The 22580-nt window shown below is 46.2% G+C and carries 19 protein-coding genes; 18 read left to right on the plus strand and 1 reads right to left on the minus strand.

Features of this window, described 5'->3' with window-relative positions:
- Nucleotides 1-260, plus strand: a 260-nt coding sequence (locus VIM89_RS08010; protein WP_488155627.1) for a chloride channel protein, incomplete at its 5' end; no start/stop codon positions are given.
- On the opposite strand, the gene VIM89_RS08015 is transcribed toward VIM89_RS08010, so the two are convergent.
- A complete protein-coding gene (locus VIM89_RS08015; protein ID WP_488155628.1) occupies nucleotides 238-645 on the minus strand; it encodes a DUF2147 domain-containing protein in 408 nt (135 codons plus the stop codon). The genes VIM89_RS08010 and VIM89_RS08015 overlap by 23 nt on opposite strands.
- Before the next feature lie 181 nt (nucleotides 646-826).
- Here VIM89_RS08015 and VIM89_RS08020 point away from each other — a divergent pair, with 181 nt between their 5' ends.
- The 17 genes from VIM89_RS08020 (at nucleotide 827) to VIM89_RS08100 (ending at nucleotide 21850) form a co-directional block, all read left to right on the plus strand.
- Nucleotides 827-2665: a mechanosensitive ion channel family protein gene (locus VIM89_RS08020; protein ID WP_488155629.1), complete on the plus strand. Its 1839-nt coding sequence runs from the start codon at nucleotides 827-829 to the stop codon at nucleotides 2663-2665.
- An 88-nt stretch (nucleotides 2666-2753) separates the two neighbouring features.
- On the plus strand, nucleotides 2754-4610 hold the full coding sequence (locus tag VIM89_RS08025; protein ID WP_488155630.1) for a glycoside hydrolase family 15 protein: 1857 nt from the start codon (nucleotides 2754-2756) through the stop codon (nucleotides 4608-4610).
- Between the two features lie 153 nt (nucleotides 4611-4763).
- Nucleotides 4764-6557 carry a thiamine pyrophosphate-requiring protein gene (locus VIM89_RS08030; protein ID WP_488155631.1) on the plus strand — a complete coding sequence of 598 codons (1794 nt, stop codon included), beginning with the start codon at nucleotides 4764-4766 and terminating at the stop codon, nucleotides 6555-6557.
- A 2-nt stretch (nucleotides 6558-6559) separates the two neighbouring features.
- Nucleotides 6560-7657 (plus strand): enolase C-terminal domain-like protein, encoded by a 1098-nt coding sequence (locus VIM89_RS08035; protein WP_488155632.1) that lies wholly within the window; start codon nucleotides 6560-6562, stop codon nucleotides 7655-7657.
- Between the two features lie 11 nt (nucleotides 7658-7668).
- Nucleotides 7669-10740 (plus strand): FAD-binding and (Fe-S)-binding domain-containing protein, encoded by a 3072-nt coding sequence (locus VIM89_RS08040; RefSeq protein WP_488155633.1) that lies wholly within the window; start codon nucleotides 7669-7671, stop codon nucleotides 10738-10740.
- Nucleotides 10740-11111 carry a sensory rhodopsin transducer gene (locus VIM89_RS08045; protein WP_488155634.1) on the plus strand — a complete coding sequence of 124 codons (372 nt, stop codon included), beginning with the start codon at nucleotides 10740-10742 and terminating at the stop codon, nucleotides 11109-11111. The genes VIM89_RS08040 and VIM89_RS08045 overlap by 1 nt, the downstream gene beginning before the upstream one ends.
- Nucleotide 11112: 1 nt before the next feature.
- Complete coding sequence (locus VIM89_RS08050; protein WP_488155635.1) at nucleotides 11113-12117, plus strand: SDR family oxidoreductase; 1005 nt, start codon at nucleotides 11113-11115, stop codon at nucleotides 12115-12117.
- A 9-nt stretch (nucleotides 12118-12126) separates the two neighbouring features.
- Nucleotides 12127-13083 (plus strand): cytochrome c oxidase subunit II, encoded by a 957-nt coding sequence (gene coxB, locus VIM89_RS08055; protein ID WP_488155636.1) that lies wholly within the window; start codon nucleotides 12127-12129, stop codon nucleotides 13081-13083.
- Complete coding sequence (ctaD, locus tag VIM89_RS08060; RefSeq protein WP_488155637.1) at nucleotides 13080-14762, plus strand: cytochrome c oxidase subunit I; 1683 nt, start codon at nucleotides 13080-13082, stop codon at nucleotides 14760-14762. Before coxB ends, ctaD begins: the two co-directional genes overlap by 4 nt.
- Nucleotides 14755-15303 (plus strand): cytochrome c oxidase subunit 3, encoded by a 549-nt coding sequence (locus VIM89_RS08065; protein ID WP_488155638.1) that lies wholly within the window; start codon nucleotides 14755-14757, stop codon nucleotides 15301-15303. The genes ctaD and VIM89_RS08065 overlap by 8 nt, the downstream gene beginning before the upstream one ends.
- Nucleotides 15304-15306: 3 nt before the next feature.
- The gene (locus tag VIM89_RS08070; RefSeq protein ID WP_488155639.1) at nucleotides 15307-16125 is read left to right on the plus strand and encodes a cytochrome c oxidase assembly protein; all 819 of its coding nucleotides are present in this window, start codon (nucleotides 15307-15309) and stop codon (nucleotides 16123-16125) included.
- Nucleotides 16126-16130: 5 nt separating this feature from the next.
- On the plus strand, nucleotides 16131-16532 hold the full coding sequence (locus VIM89_RS08075; protein WP_488155640.1) for a hypothetical protein: 402 nt from the start codon (nucleotides 16131-16133) through the stop codon (nucleotides 16530-16532).
- Nucleotides 16525-17031, plus strand: coding sequence for a QcrA and Rieske domain-containing protein (locus VIM89_RS08080; protein ID WP_488155641.1), 507 nt, complete (start codon nucleotides 16525-16527; stop codon nucleotides 17029-17031). Before VIM89_RS08075 ends, VIM89_RS08080 begins: the two co-directional genes overlap by 8 nt.
- A 5-nt stretch (nucleotides 17032-17036) precedes the next feature.
- A complete protein-coding gene (locus VIM89_RS08085) occupies nucleotides 17037-18428 on the plus strand; it encodes a cytochrome b N-terminal domain-containing protein (RefSeq protein WP_488155642.1) in 1392 nt (463 codons plus the stop codon).
- A gap of 212 nt (nucleotides 18429-18640) precedes the next feature.
- Complete coding sequence (locus tag VIM89_RS08090) at nucleotides 18641-20110, plus strand: sensor histidine kinase (RefSeq protein WP_488155643.1); 1470 nt, start codon at nucleotides 18641-18643, stop codon at nucleotides 20108-20110.
- Nucleotides 20107-20550: a response regulator gene (locus VIM89_RS08095; RefSeq protein WP_488155644.1), complete on the plus strand. Its 444-nt coding sequence runs from the start codon at nucleotides 20107-20109 to the stop codon at nucleotides 20548-20550. The genes VIM89_RS08090 and VIM89_RS08095 overlap by 4 nt, the downstream gene beginning before the upstream one ends.
- 52 nt (nucleotides 20551-20602) lie before the next feature.
- Nucleotides 20603-21850, plus strand: a complete 1248-nt coding sequence (locus VIM89_RS08100; RefSeq protein ID WP_488155645.1) for a cation:proton antiporter — start codon at nucleotides 20603-20605, stop codon at nucleotides 21848-21850.
- Nucleotides 21851-22580 lie beyond the last annotated feature (730 nt).

Genomic DNA, 22580 nt, shown 5'->3' on the forward strand with positions numbered 1-22580 from the left:
CTAATATTCTCATCCTGGCAGGTATGGTTGCATTCCTGACTGGAGTAACACGTTCTCCGTTTACTTCAGCCATACTAGTACTTGAAATGACTGACCGCCATAACGTTATTTTCTTTCTTATGCTAGCAGGCATCTGTGCAAGTCTAATCTCAACGACCGTAAGCAAACATTCCCTTTATGATTACCTGAAGCTCCGGTATATGTTGAAACTTGAATCCGCAGAACGATCTGAGCCGTCTAACGAATCCGGTAAAATGTAATTGTTTTTCCAAGGAATTTGAAGTGCCAATAACCACGGACGTGAAGCAAACCTTTTTTGCCGATTTTGGCGGCAGCATTCCAATAACGACCATGCCGCGAATCATAAACAGAGCCATCTTCCCACGAGTCGTTTTCCGGATCATATCTCAGGCCGCTGAGTATACTCATTCCCAATATTTTTCTGGAACGTAATTTTGGATCAGGGTTGCGTACATCCCGCCAGTAGTCCATCGGTTTGCCTTCAGTATCACTGAACCAAATGATCTTTGCTTTGAACTGGTCCTTGTCCATATATATGGAGATACGAAGGTTGTGCTGCTCAGATTCCCATTTGCCGCAAATACGTTCACGTCCGGTTTGCGCGGTTGCATTAAAAAAATGCAAAAAGCAACTTAGCAATAGAGTTGTTATACAAGAAAGCGAAGGGTTCATTATATTCATTAATACATTTTAAAGCTATTTGTTGATATTCTTTAAATTTTCATAACAATAAGATTGTCAAACGGCCCCGCATTGGCCAATATATGGGGGCCTTATATTGACTTTAACCTTTACCAAAATAATTATGATAAAACTGACTTATGGGCTGGTTATATGGCTGAATGTTTTTACCGTCGCTGGACAACAGCCTATCAAAACTGATAGTTTGCATTCGGATAGCCTTTTACTGGTTGTTCGACAGCTTTCCGCCGAGCGCAACGCCGATTCGCTGAAGCGCTTATCATTGGAACAACAAGTTGGCCGTCTATCTGAGGCGGATAACCAGAAAAAATACACTTTGTTACGAGAATTGAATCAATTAAAAAGCCGCGACTCATTAAGGATGGCGCGGCAAAAAAGGCAAGTGGATTCTCTTCGACGCTTTGTCAAAGGACACCCGGTAATTTTATTGAATGATACACTTTTTTTGATTTACGCCAGACAAGGCAGCTTTACTGCGGCCGAAAGGGCTGAGGCAGTTCAAAACCGGATAAAAAAATTAACAACAGATCAACTTTTCGACCAGCGGAAGCTCTCGTTAAGCAATTCGGAGTCAAACGTAGATATTGTTTATCATGATGAACTGATTCTTTCTGTTTCCGTTACAGATGCACTCTGGCAAAACTTGGATAAAAACGAGCTTGCTAAGCTCTACCGCAAAAGGATCATTGACGCAATTAGCACTTACCGGGAGGAGACCCGTTGGCAAACGATTGCAAAAGAAGCACTATTAGCTTTGCTGGTAATAGCATTTGCCGCCGGATTGATCATCTCGGTCATCCGAACTGCACGCTGGTTGCAAAATCGTACACAGGTCATCGACAGTCGCTGGTTTAAAGGGATAAAAATACGTAACTATGAATTACTTGATAAATCACAACAACATCGTTTACTGGCCTCATTGATATCTGTGTTGAAATGGGTCTTACTATTTATCATTTTTTATGTTGCAATTCCTATTGTATTCGGCATTTTTCCTTATACCCGGGAAATTTCTGCCACCTTATTCGGCTATATCGCCGCTCCCCTTAAAAAGATCGGAAACAGCGCATGGAATTATATACCAAACCTGATTACGATCATTATCATGATGATTGTTTTCAGGTATGTTTTGAGGTTTTTCCGCTTTTTGAAAATAGAGATTGAGCAGGAGAAATTGAAGCTTCCAGGATTTTATGCAGACTGGGCGAATCCTACTTACCAGATTATCCGGGTATTGGTGCTAGCCTTTATGCTTATTGTAATTTTTCCCTACCTGCCAGGCTCAGAATCACCCGTGTTCAAGGGCGTTTCAGTATTTATGGGGGTGTTATTTACATTTGGCTCGGCTGGAGCATTAGGAAATGTTGTTGCCGGCCTTGTACTTACTTATATGCGCGCGTTCAAAATCGGAGACCGCGTACAGATTGGAGAAGTAACCGGAGATGTAATTCAAAAAACATTATTAGTTACACGCATCCGTACCATCAAAAATGAGATTATTTCTATACCGAACTCAACGGTGATGAATAATCATACTGTAAATTTTAGCAGTGAAGCTCATCAAGCCGGCCTGATCCTCCATACTACGGTTACTATCGGCTATGATGCACCCTGGCGCCAGGTACATGAGTTGTTAATTGCTGCTGCACAGGCCACCGAAAAGATTGAAGAGGAGCCGGTGCCGTTTGTTTTACAAACCAGCCTTGACGATTATTATGTCAGTTACCAACTGAATGCGTATACACGCCACCCGGAGCAACAGGCGATAATTTACTCAAAGTTGCATAGTTTCATTCAAGATAAATTCAATGAGGCCGGCATCGAAATAATGTCACCGCATTATAAGGCAATTAGAGACGGCAATGCTGTGGCGATACCTTCTGACTATTTACCCCAGGATTATATAGCACCAGTCTTTCAAACCAGGCAGCGTAAAGATTGAAACTGTGCGGTCCGCTTTTTTAATACGATGAGCGGATAAGTGGATGAAGTTTTTTTCAACAAATTGTAGAGGCTCCTGTTTTTTGATTATGTATAAAAAGCCACTCAGAAAATCAGGAAACGGAATTGCTGATAATTATTTGCCAATAGAGAATTACGGCGTAATCGGTGATTTGAATACAGTTGCACTCGTCGGAATCAATGGCTCTATCGATTTTATGTGTTTCCCTGATTTCGATTCGCCTTCGCTATTCGCCTCATTACTTGATCGCTCCAAAGGCGGCTATTATAGTATTTGCCCGAAAAGTGGAAACTTTAAAAGCAAGCAGCTTTATTTACCGGAAACAAACATCTTGCTGACCCGGTTCCTTTCCGAAGATGGTGTTGGTGAACTGACCGACTTGATGCCTGTCCAGGAATTAAACAGGGGAAACGAACTCATCAGAAGGATAACTACCGTTAAGGGTTCGATCACTTACCACCTCTGCTGTAAACCCCGCTTTAATTACGCTGCGTCAGCGCATAAAATTGAGAAAGTCAGTGGTCATGAATTGCTTTTCGCTTGTGATGATCTTGACTTAAAAATTCGATTAAAAAGTAATATTGAAATTCAAATTAACAACGAAGACTGTTCGGCACAGTTTACTCTAAATGCCGGTGAAACAGGTGACTTTATCCTTTCCCATGTTGGTAAGTTTGTTCCCCACAAAGACGATATCACCGATTATATCGACTCTTCGCTCATCGAGAACATAAATTACTGGAAGAACTGGGTCGAACAGTCAAATTACAAGGGCCGCTGGCTTGGAATAGTAAATCGGTCGGCTCTTGTCCTCAAACTAATGACTTCGTACACATACGGTTCGTTGCTGGCTGCTCCGACTTTCAGCCTGCCCGAGCAGATCGGTGGGGTTCGCAACTGGGATTATCGCTATACATGGATTAGAGACGCCTCCTTTACTGTTTATTGCCTGCTCAACCTGGGCTATACTAAAGAGGCCGGCAATTTCATCAGGTGGGTAAAGGATAAGTGCCTTGACGTAAAAAAAAGAGGCACACTTCAAATCATGTATAAACTTGATGGCAGCAAAGAAATCAATGAAATTGAATTAACGGATTTCGAGGGATACAAAGGCTCCCGTCCGGTAAGAATAGGAAACGCCGCGTATAAGCAATTGCAATTGGATATTTACGGCGAGCTCATGGATGCTGTATACTTGTTTGATAAACATGGCGATCCTATATCCTATGAGTTTTGGCTGGATCTTACAGCTCAGATTAACTGGCTGTCAAAAAATTGGAAGAAAAAGGACGACGGAATCTGGGAGGTGCGCGGTGGTAAACGAAATTTTCTTTATTCGCGCCTGATGTGTTGGGTAGCTTTTGATCGTGCGCTTAAAATCGGCGAAAATCATTCATTTCCTGTTCCTTCAAACTGGTTGTCCCTCCGTGATGAAATATTTATTTCTATTCACGCCAATTTCTGGAATGAGGAAATGCAGGCCTTTGTACAATATGATGGCGCCGATACGGTCGACGCATCTGCATTGATGATGCCAATCCTCGGGTTCATCGGCCCAAAGGACCCTAAATGGTTGAGCACGCTTAAATGCATAGAAGAGCGCCTTGTCGATGATTTCCTGGTTTATCGTTATAAGTCAAAAAAAGGAATTGACGGCCTTGCGGGTCCCGAAGGAACATTTTCTATGTGTACCTTTTGGTTTATCGAATGTCTCAGCGCTTCCGGGCAACTGGATAAAGCCAGGTTATATTTTGAGAAAATGCTCGGTTACGCCAATCATCTTGGACTATATTCCGAACAGCTTGGATTCAGTGGCGAGCATCTCGGTAATTTTCCCCAGGCGTTTACGCACCTTGGCCTCATCAGTGCCGCCATTAGTCTCAATAAGCAGCTTAATGACGATCGTAATCAAAACGTTGGTTGAGTGCATATTGTAATTTAATTTAAAATTAAAAAACCATATCTCGAAATGCCCTGTTACCTTAAGAGCAGGGCGTTCATATCGCATTCATAATCCATTACTCAGCCAACCTCATCATCTTGGAGGCCCGCAGTTAAACTTTACAACAAGGTAATTATGAGTAAACAAGTTAGCGATTTCATTATCGACCGTTTAAGTTCATGGGGCATTAAACGGATCTTTGGCTTCCCCGGCGATGGTATCAATGGTATTATGGGGGCTCTTGACAGGGCGCAAGACAAAATCGATTTCATTCAGGTAAGGCACGAAGAAGATGCCGCTTTTATGGCCTGCGGTCACGCCAAGTTCACCGGCGAGGTTGGGGTATGTATGGCGACCTCGGGCCCCGGAGCGATCCACCTCCTTAACGGTCTTTATGACGCCAAACTGGACCATCAGCCGGTTGTCGCCATTGTCGGTCAGCAGGCAAGGCTTTCTATGGGAGGCAGCTATCAGCAGGAAGTCGACCTTGTTTCGTTATATAAGGATGTCGCGGGCGAATATGTACACATGATGACTGAACCCGGCCAGGCGCGGCAGCTGATCGACCGTGCAATACGCATTGCGAAAGCCCAACGCACGGTAACTTGTGTGATCGTTCCGAATGACCTGCAGGAAGAGGATGCGCTGGAAGCTCCGCCTAAAAAACATGGCAGTGTATTTACTGGCATCGGTCATTCCATTGAAAGGCCGGTGCCACCGGCAAGCGAATTACAAAAGGCGGCCGCAATATTGAACGAAGGGAAAAAGGTCGCTATCCTGGTTGGTGCAGGAGCGCTTGGTGCTTCAAGGGAAGTTCAGGAAATAGCCGAATTGCTTGGTGCCGGCGTTGCCAAGGCCTTGCTGGGCCGTGCAGCACTGCCCGACGACTTACCTTATGTTACCGGGGCCATCGGCTTATTGGGCACCAAACCCAGCTGGGATATGATGATGGATTGCGATACCCTGTTCATGATTGGCAGCAGTTTCCCCTATTCCGAGTTTTTACCAGATGAGGGTCAGGCTAAGGGCGTACAGATAGATATCGATAGCCGGATGGTAAGTCTGCGTTACCCAATGGATGTGAATCTGGTCGGCGATAGTAAGGAAACATTGAAAGCGCTCATCCCGATGATCAAATACAAAGAAGATCGAAAATGGAGAAAGGAGATAGAAGAAGGTACTAAAGACTGGTGGGCAGTGATCGAAGCCAAGGCAATGAAAGAAGCAAAACCTATCAATCCACAGCGCGTCTTTTGGGAATTGTCGCCGCGGCTTCCTGAGAACTGCATCCTTACCGCCGATTCCGGGTCATCTGCGAATTGGTTTGCCCGCAATCTGAAAATACGGGAAGGAATGAAAGCTTCCCTTTCCGGAACCCTGGCCACGATGTGTCCGGGAGTGCCTTACACTATAGCGGCAAAATTTGCTTATCCGGACCGCGTAGCCATCGCGCTGGTAGGAGATGGCGCCATGCAGATGCTGGGAAATAACGGCTTAATAACAATCTCCAAATATTGGAAGCGCTGGAGCGATCCCCGGCTTATTGTACTTGTGTTGCACAACAACGATCTGAACCAGGTAACCTGGGAGCAACGCGTAATGACCGGCAATCCTGAATTTGTTGGATCACAGCAGCTACCTGACTTTCCGTACGCGAAATATGCCGAGCTGCTCGGGTTGAAAGGTATTAAAGTCGATCACCCTGATCATTTAGGTTCTGCATGGGACGAGGCCTTGTCGGCTGACCGGCCCGTAGTTTTAGAAGCCATTGTTGACCCGGATGTTCCTACCATTCCGCCTCATATCACCTTCGCCCAAATGATCAAATTTAGCAAGACGGTCATCAAAGGAGATGCCCACGAAAAAGGCATCATCAACCAGACATTCAAAGATGTGATAGAAGAATATTTACCGCATCATCACAATTGAAAATGAATGCGGATGAACGGATCGATGAATTAAAAGCTACGGCTTATACTATTCCAACCAGTGAGCCCGAATCAGATGGGACACTGAAATGGAATAGTACTACCCTGGTGTTGGTGGAAATAAGCGGCATGGGTAAAAAAGGAATAGGTTATACCTATGCACATAGCGCCACTGCCCATTTCATCAACGAACATTTGAAAGATATCGTGGTCGGTCTGTCTCCCTTTGACATTGGGAAAATATCCGATGATATTTTGGTATCAACCCGAAATGAAGGCAATTGCGGCATCACCCGTATGGCAGCGTCTGCAATAGACGGAGCTGTATGGGATCTTAAGGCAAGGATATTTGATGTTCCTTTGTGCAGCCTGATCGGTAAAACGCGTAACAAAATAGAGGTGTATGGCAGCGGCGGGTTTACTTGCTTTCCTGATGATGTTCTTGCCGACCGGCTTGGTGGTTGGGCAGATTATGGCTTTAGTTCGGTGAAAATGAAGATTGGTCGTAAGCCGAACCACGATCTTAAAAGAGTTCGGATTGCACATGAAGCTATAGGTGACGAAGTGCAGCTTTTCGTAGATGCCAACGGCGCTTACGACGCAAAGCAAGCTTTATCCATGGCTGAAAAATTTAACCAGTATAACGTCACCTGGTTTGAGGAACCTGTTTCGTCTGACGATGCGGACGGTCTGGCATTCATTCGCGACCACATGCCCGCTCCAATTAGGATCGCCGCGGGTGAATATGGATATACTGTCGATTATTTTTTGAACATGCTTCGAAAGGGCGCCGTCGATGTTCTTCAGGCCGACGCCACGCGGTGTGGCGGAATCACGGGCTTTATGAAAACTGCCGCCATTGCCGAAGCCTTTCATATTCCATTTTCTTTCCATTGCGCACCTGCACTTCATCTTCACGCTTCGCTTTGTGTGCCCAACTTCTATATCGGCGAATATTTTTATGACCATATGCGCATTGAGAATATTTTCTTTGAAGGCGCTCCAAAACCTGTCAACGGTTATTTGGAGGCCGATTTGTCACAACCAGGCCTGGGACTAATATTTAAATACCAGGACGCCGAACAGTATTTAGTGTCCTGAATTATCGTACTATGAGAACTGAAATAATACAGGCTGAAGTTGCAGCCATCGATTTAGAGTTATTGGAGGCGGAATTAAAGAACGCTATTGAAGGCGAAGTTAGATTTGACGACGGCAGCAGGGCAGCTTATGCGACCGACGGCTCAAATTACCGGCAGATACCTATCGGGGTGGTTGTTCCAAAACACAGGAAGGACATTATAGAAACTGTAGCAATCTGCCAAAAATATCAGGCGCCTGTCTTATCCCGCGGCGGTGGCACCAGTCTCGCAGGCCAATGCTGTAATGTCGCTGTAGTAATGGATATGTCAAAGTATTATAACGCTGTGCTGGAGGTCGACGAAAAGAACAAGCTGGTCAAAGTCGAGCCCGGAATAGTGCTCGACCAGATGAAAAAATGCACGGAAGAGCAAGCCGGCCTTACTTTCGGTCCCGACCCTGCTACGCACGACCATTGCACCATCGGCGGCATGATGGGCAACAACTCTTGCGGGACGCATTCGGTAATGGCCGCCTTCGCGGGCTACGGTGCACGGACATCAGATAATACCGAACGGCTTACTTTGCTTGCTTACGATGGGTTTACAATGGAAGCCGGGCCTACCAGCGACGAACAGTTAGAGCAATACATCAGTGAGGGCGGCCGAAAGGGAGAAATATACCGTAAACTAAAGGATCTGCGCGATAAGTACGCTGATCTTATCCGTGAAAAATTTCCCAAAATACCGCGCAGGGTTTCCGGTTATAACCTGGACGAGTTGCTGCCTGAAAACGGCTTTAATGTTGCGCGGGCACTGGTAGGTAGTGAAGGCACCTGTGTTGTGATTCTCGATGCGACCTTAAAGTTAATGTCCAAGCCCGAAGCGAGATCATTACTGGTTTTGGGTTATCCTGACGTGTACAGCGCTGGTCACCACGCGCCTATCGTGTTAAAGCATAAACCGATCGCACTGGAAGGCATTGATGCCGAACTGATTAGTTTCATGCAAAAGAAGGACTTGCATGCGGAGGATGTTTCCATGCTGCCAGAGGGAAAAGGCTGGCTTTTGGCGGAGTTCGGCGCCGACAGCAAGGAGGCTGCCGACCAGAAGGCAAAAGATGTTATGGCAGATCTGAAAAAAGAAAAGGATGTTCCATCCATGCGGCTGTATGATGACCCGAAGCAGGAAAAAAAGCTATGGGAAGTACGGGAATCCGGCCTGGGTGCAACGGCATTTGTGCCCGGCATGAAAGATGCCTGGCCGGGATGGGAAGATTCGGCCGTACCGCCTGAAAAGGTTGGAGATTATTTGAAGGACCTGCGCGATTTGTTTAAAAAGTTCGGCTACACTGCTGCGCTTTACGGTCATTTCGGACAGGGGTGCATCCATTGCCGGATCGATTTTGACCTGCTTACTAAAGAAGGTATAGAAAAATACCGGAAGTTCACGCAGGAAGCGGCAGCATTGGTTGTCCGTTATGGAGGGTCATTGTCAGGCGAGCATGGTGATGGACAGGCAAGAGCAGACATGCTGGAAATAATGTACGGGCCTGAACTCATGGAAGCTTTCAGGGAGTTTAAGAAAATATGGGACCCCGACTGGAAAATGAACCCAGGGAAGATCATTGATCCTTATGGCGAAACCGCCAACCTGAGGCTCGGAGCCGACTACAACCCGCCGGAACTTAAGACGCATTTCCACTTTCCGGAAGACGGTGGCAGTTTTTCGCACGCCACGCTGCGCTGCGTTGGTGTGGGCAAATGCCGGCGCCACGAAGGCGGAACCATGTGCCCCAGCTACATGGTAACGCGGGAAGAGGAGCATTCCACCCGGGGGCGTGCGCACCTTTTATTCGAAATGCTTCAAGGCGAGGAAATTAAGGATGGCTGGAAAAGCAAGGCCGTAAAAGATGCACTCGACCTATGCCTGGCATGTAAAGGCTGCAAAGGCGACTGCCCGGTAAATGTCGATATGGCGACTTACAAATCGGAGTTCCTGTCGCATTATTACCAAAAGCGACTGCGGCCCCGATCGGCTTACGCATTCGGATGGATATATTGGTGGGCAAGGCTGGCCTCAAAAATGCCCTGGCTGGTAAATATGCTGACGCAAAACCGCATTACCGGAGCTATAGCAAAAAAGCTTGCGGGCGTTGCGCAGCAGCGCAGAATACCGCGCTTTGCTGAGCAAACGTTTCGCGATTGGTTCAGGCAGCACAAAACACCTAACAGATATGCCGCAAAAGTGATCCTCTGGCCGGATACCTTTAACAACTTCTTCCTGCCTGAAACATTGGTAGCAGCGGTCGAAGTACTTGAAGCGGCTGGATTTGAAGTTTTTATCCCAAAACAAACGCTTTGCTGCGGCAGACCTCTGTACGATTTTGGTATGCTGAATACCGCGAAAGGTTTGCTAACCGGGATCATGGCATCACTTAAACAGGAAATAATGGAGGAAGTGCCTATTGTCGGACTTGAGCCAAGTTGCGTAGCCGTATTCAGAGATGAGCTGACCAACCTTTTCCCAAACCAGGAAGATGCCAAAAGATTGAGTAAACAGGTTTTTACGCTGGCGGAATTTTTAGAGAAGAAGGCCCCGGATTTTGAGGTTCCCAAATTCAAGGCAAAAGCTATAGTCCATGGGCATTGCCACCACAAAGCCATTATGAAAATGGAAAGCGATGAAAAGCTGTTAAATAAAATGAAACTTGATCATACCCTGCTGGATTCAGGGTGCTGCGGAATGGCTGGCTATTTCGGTTACGAAGAAGGCCGCCACTACCAGTTGGGTAAAGCTTCAGGCGAGCGCGTTCTGCTGCCTGCGGTGAGAAACGCTAAAGCTTCTGATATCATCATCGCCGACGGTTTCAGTTGCCGGGAGCAAATCGAACAAGAGACCGGGCGCAAAGGTCTGCACACTGCCCAGGTGCTGCAAATGGCGCTGAAAAAAGAAAGGTCAAACCTACCGTACCCTGAGCGGAAATATATAGACGAAATGAAACTGAAAGGCGATAGTAACAAAAAGGCTGCGATAGTGGCGGCAGCAGCCTGTCTTGTTACCGCGGCAGTTGTGTGGGGGATAAAAGCAAAACTGAACAAATAATGGCGCAAATAGGAAGAAAAATATGGGCAATACCCGAAGGGTACATACCGGCATGGAGTAACGGTCCTGCACCGGAATTCACCAGCCATGAGGCTGCGTGCATATTGAATGCAGGCGATTCGGACGCGCATATTGAGCTTACAATCTATTTCGCCGACCGCGAGCCCGCCGGTCCGTACTGCATCGTTGTTCCGGCATTACGAACCAAACACCTTCGCTTTAACGACCTGACCGAACCGGAGAAGATACCGCTCGGCCTTACTTATTCAAGCGTATTTACTGCGGATGTCCCGGTCGTAATCCAGCATACCCGGCTCGACTCACGTCAGAGCGAAAATGCATTACTCACAACCATAGCATATTCAGAATAAAATGAACGAACTGAAAAATAAAGTTGTAGTTATAACAGGCGCGTCGGCGGGCCTTGGCAGGGCAATGGCACGCGAATTTGCCAAAGAGGGGGCAACATTAGCCCTGATAGCAAGAGGAATTGACGGATTGAACGCAGCTGTAAAAGAAGCGGACAACGCGGGATGTAGGGCTAAAGCTTACCCCGCCGACGTTGGTGATTACGACCAGGTGGAGGCGGCCACCAATGCTATCGAATCTGATCTCGGTCCCATCGACATATGGATCAATAATGCGATGGTCAGCGTTTTTGGGCCGCTGAAACAGATGGAGGCAAAAGATTTCAGGCGCGTAACCGATGTGACTTATCTCGGACAGGTTTACGGAACCCAGGCCGCGCTGAAGAGAATGTTACCGCGCAACAGGGGCAGCATTATTTTAGCGGGCTCGGCACTTGCCTACCGCGGTATACCCTTGCAGTCGGCCTATTGCGGTGCCAAGCATGGCATTCATGGCTTTTTCGAATCGCTCAGAGCGGAGCTGGCACATGACAAGAGCGACATCAGCTTAAGTATGGTCCAGCTGCCTGCAATGAACACAACGCAATTCGGCTTTGTAAAAAGCTATTTACCCAACAAACCCAAGCCAATGGGTAGGATCTATGAACCGGAAGTAGCGGCAAGGGCAATTGTGGAAATTGCTAAAAATCCGCAACGCGAAGCATTTGTCGGATATCCCACGGTGCAAACAATCGTAGGCAATAAGATACTTCCGGGATACCTCGACAATTATCTGGGGAAAACGGGGTATGACGGCCAGCAAACAAATGAAGGCGCTGATCCCAATCGCAAAGACAACCTGTACGCGCCCATTCCCGGCGATCACGGTGCGCATGGAAACTTTGATGCAACAGCCTGGGATTTCAGTCCGCAGTTTTGGGCTGTCAGCCATAAGGCGGTGACCTGGGGAGCCGCTACGCTGGTGGGATTCGGCCTGGGACTGATTTTTGCAAAAAAGATTATCAAATAAAATGTATAGATGTTATCAACAAGTTTGCCGGATATAACCAGGCCGTCAATTTTTAATACGGCAAGCCCGGAGGCGGAAAAGATCGGGCGGATTGGCAATGGGTTCCTGATTGCGGGAACAGCAATGTTTTTACTCATTACCCTTTTGACCGTATATATCTGCCGGAAGTATCGCGCAAAACCAAATAGTTCGGAACCCCGGCAAACTTCCAGCAACCACCTGCTTGAAATAACTATGGTGGGTGTGCCGCTGCTGCTGGTCATCTTTTTTTTCTTTTGGTCGCTGACGACCATGAGCGCCGTGCTTCCGCCGGCTGAAAAGCATAAACCCGATGTGATTATCACGGGGCACCAGTTTTGGTGGCAGGCCGAATATCCAGCAAATAAATTTTCGACAGCCAACGAGATTCATCTGCCGGTCGGTAAAAAGCTTTTGCTTGAAGTAAGGGCGGCAGATGTAATTCACGACTGGTGGGTACCGGCGCTTGGTGCAAAAATGGATATGATACCTGGAACCAGCAACTTCCTTTGGATGACCATCACAAAGCCTGGTGTTTATCTTGGCACATGCAGCGAATTTTGCGGCGAACAACATGCGTGGATGCGCATCCGCGTGATTGCCGAACAGCCGCAGCAATATCAACGCTGGCTGGTTAGCCAGTCTGCAATCGATAAACTGCCACCGGATACACTGGTTGAAAAGGGTAACGCATTGTTCATAGAGGCTTCCTGCAGTAATTGCCATAGCATTCGTGGTACTGCCGCGATTGGTCAAATTGGTCCCGACCTCACTCATTTCGCCGGAAGGCAGACAATGCTCGCGGGTATGATGAGCGTTAATGGTCAAAATATTTATAACTGGCTCCTCGCTCCGCAGAAAATAAAGCCCGGCGCCCATATGCCTCGGTTTAATTTCGGCCGGGACAGTTTGAAGGCGCTTACCGCATATTTATCCACGCTGAAATGAGCGAACTAGAACATATACGTATTCCCGAACCCGAATCGCCGCTGCCGGGCATAACTGTGACGGGAGACCAGGGATTGATACAATGGCTGTCTTCTGTGGATCACAAACAGATCGGCATTATGTACCTGTGGACTTCAGTGCTGTTCCTTCTTGCCGGGGGTGTTGAGATATTGCTCGTTCGCATTCAGTTATCCGGGCCAAACAATCATTTTCTAAATCCCGAAGTATATAATCAGCTGTTCACAATGCATGGGACGACAATGATCTTTTTTGTTCTTACACCTGCAATATTCGGCTTTGCAACCTATTTCGTGCCGCTGATGATCGGGGCGAATGACATGGCTTTCCCAAGGCTCAATGCATTCAGTTTTTGGTGCACCCTTTTTGGCGGTCTGTTGTTGTATTTCAGTTTTTTGGCAGGAGGAGCGCCGGATGCCGGTTGGTTCAATTATGCGCCCCTTAACCAGTATAATTACTCTTCTTCTCACGGTATCGATTATTACTGTTCAGGTTTGCTGCTCGCGGGAATTGGCACCGTCACAGCCTCGGTAAACTTTGTAGTTACAATCCTTCATCGGCGTGTTCCCGATATGGGCCTGAAGCAAATGCCTTTGTTCGTTTGGATGATCCTAATCAACTCCTTTCTTGTTTTAGCAGCCTTCCCTGCTTTGAACGCAGCCCTGGTTATGCTGCTGCTCGACCGGGAGTTGCATGCACATTTTTTTCAACCCTCCGGCGGTGGCTCAGCCCTGCTGTGGCAACATTTATTTTGGCTGTTTGGCCACCCCGAAGTATATATTCTCATACTGCCGGTATTTGGTATATTTTCAGAGGTGTTCCCGGTATTCAGCCGAAAACCAATTTTTGGTTATGGCTTTGTGGTCGGTTCCGGCATCGCTATAGCACTCCTGGCATTTGGTGTCTGGGTACATCATATGTTCGCAACCGGTCTGGGCAATACCGTCAACAATTTCTTTGCGGCCAGCAGCCTGCTGATCGGCGTGCCCACCGGCGTAAAGATTTTCAACTGGCTCGCTACGATGTACGGCGGAAGTATTCGCTTCAGTGTAGCAATGCTATTTGCGATAGCATTCTTAGTCGAATTTACTATCGGTGGTTTAAGCGGAATTTCATTTGCCATCGTACCTATCGATTGGCAGCTGACGGACACCTACTACGTTGTAGCTCACCTGCACTACGTATTTATAGGCGGCAGCCTGTTTGGCCTCATCTCGGCGACATTTTATTGGTATCCTAAAATTTCGGGCCGCCTGCTGGATGAAAGGATGGGCCGGTGGTTTTTCTGGTTGTTCGTCATAGGATTCAACCTGACATTTTTGGTACAGCATGCCCTAGGCGCTATGGGAATGCCAAGACGTGTCTATACGTATCCCGATCTTCCTGGGTGGGGTGTGCTTAACTTAATTTCGACCATCGGTGGCATTTTAATGGGAATCGCGGTTTGCATGCTGGTTTACATGCTTTGGGCCGCCAGGAAAAAGGGTAGGATCGCGGGTGATGACCCCTGGGATGCTAATACGCTAGAGTGGACGACGTCTTCGCCGCCGCGCCTCAAGAATTTCAATAAAGTCATCCCGGTAAAGAGCACCCGGCCGTTCCGTGATTTCAAAAGACCGAACGATACCGATTGGGGAAGAGAAGGAGGCACCAATGAATAAGTTAATGATGAAGCTGGTTGTTGGCACCGAGGCGATGTTTTTTTTATCATTGATCGTCGCCTTCATTTATTTCTCGCTTTCTCCGGCATTCAAAGCATTACAGATGCGTACGCTGGATATTAAAACCACGGGCGCATTCAGTTTGCTGCTTTTCGCAAGCAGCTTTACCTTTTGGCGCGCTGAAGCAAACTTCAAAAAAGGCAGCACCAAAAGATTAAAGTTCTGGCTTTCTTTTACGATCGTGTTGGGTGTCGTTTTCCTTTTTGGACAAGCGAAGGAATACATCAAGCTGCTCGATGAGCACGTCAACCTCGCGAGCAGCACTTTCGGCACCAGTTTCTTTACGTTGACAGGATTTCACGGACTGCATGTGGTCGTGGGATTGATCATTCTGATGATCGTCACCTGCCTGGCCTTCCTCGGTGATTTTGATGTCGGAGGCTCATCAGTGATCAGCACCGTAGGTATTTATTGGCATTTCGTGGATATCTTATGGGCCTTTGTGTTTTTCGTGGTTTATGTTTCACCTTACTTGCTTTAAGTTATGGCGTTCACGACATTAATTAGTCATTGGCATTTTGACCCCATCCTGGTGGTTTTTATAGCCGCCGTTGTGAGTATCTACTGGTCGGTAAGCCGCTTCAGGCGGATTCGGAGTAATTGGCTCTTCGCGTGCGCCATGTCTGTCTTCCTGATTATGACATGCTCACCTGTACATTACCTGGGTATGCACTATTATTTTTCTGTATATATGATCTGCCATGTTTCAATTTTGCTGATCTGCGGTCCGCTGCTGGTAATGTCGATACCACGAAGACCTTACCAATTCTGGGAGAACCGGCTTAACAAAATATCGGCGAAACTTGCGGCACGTCCGTGGCTGTGTTGGTTGGCAGGTGTTAGTATTATGTGGTTTTGGCACATCCCCGCTATATTTGATTCGGGCATGACCGCTATGCACGGGCGGTTCACAGTGCTTACGTTTTTGCACCCCGCGACCATGCTGGCAGCCGGCTTTGTATTTGCCTGGCCTTTGTTCAGTCGCTTTAGCACCCGTGAACTGCATCCGCTCACAGGTGTCCTGTATCTTTTTACTGCCTGTGTAAGCTGTTCCCTCCTTGGTTTGTTGATCACGTTTGCGCCTCCGGGGACTTATCATCATTACATGCAGATGACCGGAATGGACGGCAGGCCATGGAACATATCCTGGCAGGAGGATCAACAGGCTGCCGGCCTGATCATGTGGGTACCTTGCTGCTTCCTGTACCTCAGCGGCTGCATCTATTTGCTGCTCCGCTGGTTCAGCGAAAAACCACTGAACGATCAAAAGCGGTCTAACTCAATAAAGCCAACGATTCCTTAAAGAAGATGGAGAATAACAATATAGAAAAAAAAGTAATTCAAGCGGACAAAAGACCGGAAGCCCCGAAGGCCCCAAAAAAAATCCTCAGGGTTGTTTTTCAGGCATTGGGGGTAATTTTTCTGCTTTGGGACTTGCTTCATCAAAGCCCGGCCAGGCAGGTGAAATCAACTATCCCGGCAGCGTCCGATAATCTGGACAATGAAGCCGAGCAGCGTCCGCCGGAACATGAAGGAAATGCAGCCAGTCCGCACAGTCTGCCGAAGCCTACTTATTGGCCGTTCTTCCTGGCGCTTGGTATGACTTTTATTTTCTGGGGCCTGCTTACTACGTGGGTTATTCTATTAGCCGGATTCCTGGTACTGGCAACATCGCTTTATGGTTGGATAAATATTTTACGTCATGAATGAAACCCAAGAAAACCAAACTCGCAGGAGTTTCCTGGTAAAGTTAAGCACAGGACTGGCGGCAATTTCTGCAGTGATCGCCGCAGTGCCCGTGCTGAGCTCTTTCTTTGCGCCGCTTTTGGAAAAAACACCGGTACAATGGCGGCCGGTCGGAGACCTGTCAAAGTTCACGGTTGGTGACACCATGCTCGTTCAGTTTGAGAATGCTGACCCGGAAACATGGGCCGGGGTTACTGCGCATACCGCCGCCTGGCTTCGCCGCGATACAGAAAAGTCCTTTACGGCTTTTTCCGCGAATTGTACGCACCTGGGGTGCCCCATACGTTGGGAAAAAGACGCTCAGCTATTCATGTGTCCTTGTCATGGAGGCGTTTATTATAAAGATGGTTCCGTTGCTGCGGGTCCGCCGCCAAAATCGCTGGTGAAGTATAAAGTCAGGATCAATAAAAACCAGGTGGAGATTCAAACTTCACCCGTGCCAATCACTACGATAAGCGCCTAAAACAAATGAAGCTTTTAAAGAGAATTTGGCATTGGATTGACGACCGCAGCGGGCTGAGTGAAATTTTTCTGCCTTTGATCAAGCATCCCGTGCCGCCTGGAAGCAAATGGAGCTATGTTTTTGGAAGCGCAACATTATTTTGCCTCATCTTACAAATAATAACCGGTGTAGCGCTTGCTTTACTTTATCAGCCGTCTTCCTCGGGGGCATATCAATCACTGAAATTTATTACCGATAGAGCCGCTTTTGGAAGCGTGCTAAGAGGGATTCATTATTTCGGCGCATCCGGCATGATCATTATGGTTGGGGTACACATGATGCGCGTTTATATCACAGCAGCTTACAAGTACCCGAGAGAGATGGGCTGGATCACTGGTGTGATATTATTGTTTCTGACGATTGCCATGGGTTTTACCGGTCAATTGCTGCGCTGGGATTCCAATGGTGTCTGGTCTTCTGTAGTGGCGGCGGAACAGCTTGGACGGATTCCCCTGATCGGCAAGCCGCTGGCGCGCTTGCTTTTGGGTGGCGACACGATTGGCGGGCACTCTTTGAGTCGCTTTTTCGCATATCATGTGTTCATCATTCCCGCTATCATTTTTCTTTTCCTTGGCTACCACATCATGCTGGTGTTCCGAAATGGTATATCTGAACCGACGAAGGCCGGCAGGCTGCTTGATCCGAAAACGTACCGGCAATGGTATAAGGATATGCTGAAGAAAGTTGGTGTTCCTTTCTGGCCATATGCAGGCTGGCGTGATCTTATATTTGGCGCGGCAACCATCATTGCTATCATAATATTGGCGGTAGTCGTCGGGCCGCCCAAATTGACGCAGCCCCCGGATCCATCGATGGTGTACAGCCAGCCGAAGCCTGACTGGTACATGCTTTCGATCTTCTCATTGTTTGCCTTAATGCCACCAAGAATAGAGTCCTACATGATAGTTATTGGCCCGTTGTTAACGATTCTTCTTCTTCTGGCATTACCGTTTGTCTCCAATAAGGGGGAACGCAGTCCGCGGCGCCGTCCCTGGGCTGTTTTCGGTTCGGTTTGCGTCGTGATTTTTGTATTCAGTTTGTTTCTTGAGGGGGAACGCGCCAGTTGGTCACCCAGGTTTAAAACGAAGCCGCTTCGGGCCGCACAGATCAATTCGCAGGATACCACGGTGATCAGCGGCGCCGCTTTGTTTTATAAAAAAGGATGCCTGTATTGTCACAAGGTTAACGGAAGCGGCGGACTGAACGGTCCCGATCTCAGCCATGTGGCCTTGCGATTGTCGCCGGACCAAATGACTATACGCATCGTCAATGGCGGCGATAATATGCCTGCCTACGGCGGTATGATCAGCAATGAGCAAATGCAACAAATACTCACGTTTTTAAAAAGCTGTCGGTAAAAAGGTATTTATCTAAATCTATTAGCACTTTTACAAATCGCCATGAACAATTAAGACGTAGTTTTGTTTATTCCTTATTCACGCCTTAGAATCACAACAGCAGCCTTCACTCTTTTGATGCAGCAGGCACTTGATAAAGGCATTAGAATACCCAAAAGACAAATACGGCAGTACATTTTATTTGATTTTCGCTCAGTTGCCAAGATTTTACGATGAAACTTTCTACCCAAATATCTCTCGGATTTTTTATCGCGATTTCAATTGACCTTGCCGATTCGTATATAAATTATTCGCTTACGCAAAAAGTGAATACGAATACAGCCTTTTTAACAAACTCCGAGGTTGTTATACGGACATCCAGCAATTTGAATCGGGATGTGCTCGATATGCAAAATGCCCTCAGAGGTTACTTGTTATCCGGCGATCCTAAATTTTTAATCAGGTACGACAAGGGACTGAAAACCATTCCGGTTCTTATAAGGCAAGAAAAGGCCCTTATTGTTTCGTCGCCGTTGCAGGTTTCCAGGCTTGATTCTATCGCAAGAATTCATAGCGAATGGCTTACTTATGCCAATCAGATCATCGACGCAAAATCAAAGGCAATTGTTGATCAGAGCCTTGAAGGAAACTATGAGAAATTGTTTACAAATCAGTTTAAACAGAATGCGGGCAAAAATTACAACGAACGGATCGCGGCTATTTTTCATTCATTTGACCAAAGCGAATATGATAACCGGCAAAAACGTCGGGCCGCACTCACCTCCTCCATCAATGCGACGGACCGTTTCTCCCTATTCTTTAGTTTGCTGTTAATAATTGTCGGGTCGGCTTTAGCGTTTTACCTGGTACAAAAGATTGCAAGGCGAATCAATTCTATGGTTAAGCTCGCCGAAGATATATCCGCAGGTGAATTTACTACCGTACAGGATGAGCAAAGAGATGAACTGACCAGTTTGTCTCATTCTCTAAACCTTATGTCTGAAAAGCTTAGCCGTAATATTTCCGACCTCGAACGAAAAAATGATGAATTGAATCAATTTGCTTATGTGGTCTCACACGATTTAAAGGCTCCGATTAGAGGAATTTCCAATGTCGTTCAATGGATAAAAGAAGACACACCTGGCGAAATACATCCTAATATACAAAAGTATCTGGACATCATCCCCGAGCGGTTAAAGAGAATGGCAGATTTAATAGATGGATTACTCGAATATGCGCGCATTGGACAAGGTAAATATCCAAAAGAAGAGGTGGATGTGGCGATTCTGGTTAAAGACATCGCCGAGGCTATAGTGCCGAAAGGACTTATTTTCACAGTCGGCGAGCTGCCTGTGCTGGTTGCTGAAAAGATTTTACTGGAACAGGTATTCAGCAATTTGCTCAGTAATGCTGTTAAATATACGTCACCCGATAATGGGCAGATACTGGTAACGTGCAGAGAGGAAGAAGATTTTTATGAATTTGGGGTTGCCGACAGCGGCATTGGCATTGAAGAACAGTACCATGAAAAAATATTCGAGATGTTTCAGACGCTGAGAGAACAAAATGATGAGGAAAGTACGGGAATCGGGTTAGCAATCGTTAAAAAAATAGTCGAGGAAAACGAAGGAACGGTGCGTGTCTTATCTTCTCTGCATAAGGGTGCAAAATTCTTCTTCACCTGGCCAAAAAATGAAATATGAAAAAATTTATTCTATTGGTTGAAGACGACGATCTCGACGTCATCAGCGTACAAAGATCCTTAAACAGAATTGGTATCGATCACGAATTGTATACCGCTTATAATGGCATTGAGGCCCTTGAAAAACTCCGGGGAAGCAGAAAGCACGCAAAGATGGAGCCTCTTCCGGACTTGATTTTACTGGATATCAATATGCCGAAAATGAACGGTCTGCAGTTCTTGTCGGCTTTACGAGAGGATTCAGAACTCAATCACCTGAAAGTTATTATCATGACCACCTCAGGGGAAGAACATGACAGAACTGAAACTGAAAAACTTGGTGTGTCCGGATATCTCATCAAGCCCTTAAACTTTAATAACAACGACAGGAAGCCCGATTCTATGGAAGGATTTGTCCAATTCCACCTACGGCATATTCTGGCTAGCCTTGATCAACAGTAATAAAGACTCCAAAAGATATATTTATACGTAAATTGCCTGCTTACAAACAGGCATGAACATTAGCGAGATTTTAGCCATAACAATCGTACTGGCTGCCATATTTGCATATATCAACCATCGGCTGATCAAATGGCCGCCGACCATTGGCATCATGGTGATTTCGCTTGGATCATCTATAATATTTGCAGTTCTTGGGAACTTACACCCGTTTCTTTCCGAGAAAGCGTTACAGCTGGCATTTTCAATTGATTTTCAGAATGTATTAATGAATTTTATGCTCAGCTTTCTGCTCTTCGCAGGGGCAATCCATATAGATGCAGATGAGTTGAAGAAGGAAAAATGGCCTGTCCTGGTTTTATCTACTGTGGGTACATTGATTTCAACAGCTATTGTCGGCGTAATCACATGGTTGTTGTTTGACGTATTCGGTTATCCGGTTCCCTTTATCTATTGCCTGTTGTTTGGAGCGCTGATTTCACCAACTGACCCGATAGCGGTGCTCGCCATTTTAAGACGGGCGAAGATTCCATTATCGCTCGAACTGAAAATATCCGGAGAGTCTTTATTTAATGATGGAGTGGCCGTAGTCATTTTTGTTACACTTCTTGAAGCGGCTCACTCAGGGATTGATAAGGTGAGTATGCTCAGTGTGGCGAAACTGTTTCTGCAGGAGGCAGTTGGCGGTATACTATTCGGCGCCGCATTAGGATACGCGGGATACTATGCCTTGCGTCCGATTGATGATTACAAAGTTGAAGTATTGGTCACCCTTGCTATTGTTATGGGCGGATACTTTCTCGCCGGCCGCCTGCATATATCCGGCCCCCTGGCCATGGTCGTAGCAGGAATTATAACTGGTAACAAAGTAAAAAAGGAAGCAATGTCGAAAGTCAGTAGAGATTACTTAGGTAAGTTCTGGGAATTAATTGACGAAATTCTAAATGCCATCTTATTCCTTTTTATCGGGCTGGAAATGCTTGTGATCAAGATTAACACAACAGTGCTTATTATTGGCTTAATAATGATTTTGGTTGTGCTATTCGCACGCTGGATCTGTGTGCTGCTTCCTATTCAGCTACTAAGATTTAAATTACAGTTTGAGAAACATGCTGTTATTATCTTAACGTGGGGTGGCCTGCGTGGGGGATTGTCTGTTGCACTATCATTGTCATTAACTGCAACCATGCACCGCGATGAGTTTGTTTTGATAACATATATGATTGTGGTCTTTTCTATTTTAGTGCAAGGGCTAACAATTGGCAGATTTACACGGAGATTGCTGAGCGGATCAGCAGGTTAGAAGTTCTTACGAAAAAAGCCAGATCGTTTAAACCTGGCTCAGGAAAAGTTATTTAATACCCGAATTATTATAACTTTTCAAGCCAATTATACATAATTTTTTTTAAGAAAGATTTTACCCAACGGTAATGTCTCAGTTTGATTTTTTTCTATTCTCCTCATTGATAACATGGCAACACAGGTGTTTAAGTTCGTTGCAACAGCATTCATACGTTAACACGCCGTCCCTTAAATCCACGTATGGACTTTGAATATGCTTAGGACATTGTAAGTTAAGTAGTCTGAATTTCTTAATTTTTAGTTGTTCGGCTATTTCTTCTTTTTCGACTACCATTATTTTTATGAGGTTATAGAAATGAAAAAAAGCCCGTTGGCCGGGAGGCCTTCGAGCTTCTTAGCGTTGTGTTTTTTGAAAGTGTATCATTGGTTCAACACACCTTTTGGGAATATGTTTTAACTATTAGTTAGCTAACCTTACAAATATCTTCAATGCTCATTACATCTTTCATTAAACCTGCTTCCATAGTCGGAGTAACACGCAAGCGCAAAAATTTATTTTTCAAATTGAGACACTACCGACTCAACGAAATATTCTTAACATTTAAATTATTCGGTACTTCGGTATTCTATAATTTATAATTTGGAAATGCCCATGCTGATCTTTCATGCATCTTTCAAATTTCAGTTTGCGTATAAACCCATTCACACAACCTACTGGTACATTATGATGC

Source organism: Mucilaginibacter sp. (assembly GCF_036568825.1).
GTDB lineage: Bacteria > Bacteroidota > Bacteroidia > Sphingobacteriales > Sphingobacteriaceae > Mucilaginibacter.

Bases quoted from the DNA above. Each gene is read 5' to 3' on its own strand.
- VIM89_RS08095 (WP_488155644.1), top strand. From the start codon at position 20,107: ATGAAAAAATTTATTCTATTGGTTGAAGACGACGATCTCGACGTCATC.
- VIM89_RS08075 (WP_488155640.1), top strand. From the start codon at position 16,131: ATGGAGAATAACAATATAGAAAAAAAAGTAATTCAAGCGGACAAAAGA.
- VIM89_RS08070 (WP_488155639.1), top strand. From the start codon at position 15,307: ATGGCGTTCACGACATTAATTAGTCATTGGCATTTTGACCCCATCCTG.
- coxB (WP_488155636.1), top strand. From the start codon at position 12,127: ATGTTATCAACAAGTTTGCCGGATATAACCAGGCCGTCAATTTTTAAT.
- VIM89_RS08090 (WP_488155643.1), top strand. From the start codon at position 18,641: ATGAAACTTTCTACCCAAATATCTCTCGGATTTTTTATCGCGATTTCA.
- VIM89_RS08100 (WP_488155645.1), top strand. From the start codon at position 20,603: ATGAACATTAGCGAGATTTTAGCCATAACAATCGTACTGGCTGCCATA.
- VIM89_RS08040 (WP_488155633.1), top strand. From the start codon at position 7,669: ATGAGAACTGAAATAATACAGGCTGAAGTTGCAGCCATCGATTTAGAG.
- VIM89_RS08050 (WP_488155635.1), top strand. From the start codon at position 11,113: ATGAACGAACTGAAAAATAAAGTTGTAGTTATAACAGGCGCGTCGGCG.
- VIM89_RS08030 (WP_488155631.1), top strand. From the start codon at position 4,764: ATGAGTAAACAAGTTAGCGATTTCATTATCGACCGTTTAAGTTCATGG.
- VIM89_RS08035 (WP_488155632.1), top strand. From the start codon at position 6,560: ATGAATGCGGATGAACGGATCGATGAATTAAAAGCTACGGCTTATACT.
- VIM89_RS08020 (WP_488155629.1), top strand. From the start codon at position 827: ATGATAAAACTGACTTATGGGCTGGTTATATGGCTGAATGTTTTTACC.
- ctaD (WP_488155637.1), top strand. From the start codon at position 13,080: ATGAGCGAACTAGAACATATACGTATTCCCGAACCCGAATCGCCGCTG.
- VIM89_RS08080 (WP_488155641.1), top strand. From the start codon at position 16,525: ATGAATGAAACCCAAGAAAACCAAACTCGCAGGAGTTTCCTGGTAAAG.
- VIM89_RS08065 (WP_488155638.1), top strand. From the start codon at position 14,755: ATGAATAAGTTAATGATGAAGCTGGTTGTTGGCACCGAGGCGATGTTT.
- VIM89_RS08025 (WP_488155630.1), top strand. From the start codon at position 2,754: ATGTATAAAAAGCCACTCAGAAAATCAGGAAACGGAATTGCTGATAAT.
- VIM89_RS08085 (WP_488155642.1), top strand. From the start codon at position 17,037: ATGAAGCTTTTAAAGAGAATTTGGCATTGGATTGACGACCGCAGCGGG.
- VIM89_RS08045 (WP_488155634.1), top strand. From the start codon at position 10,740: ATGGCGCAAATAGGAAGAAAAATATGGGCAATACCCGAAGGGTACATA.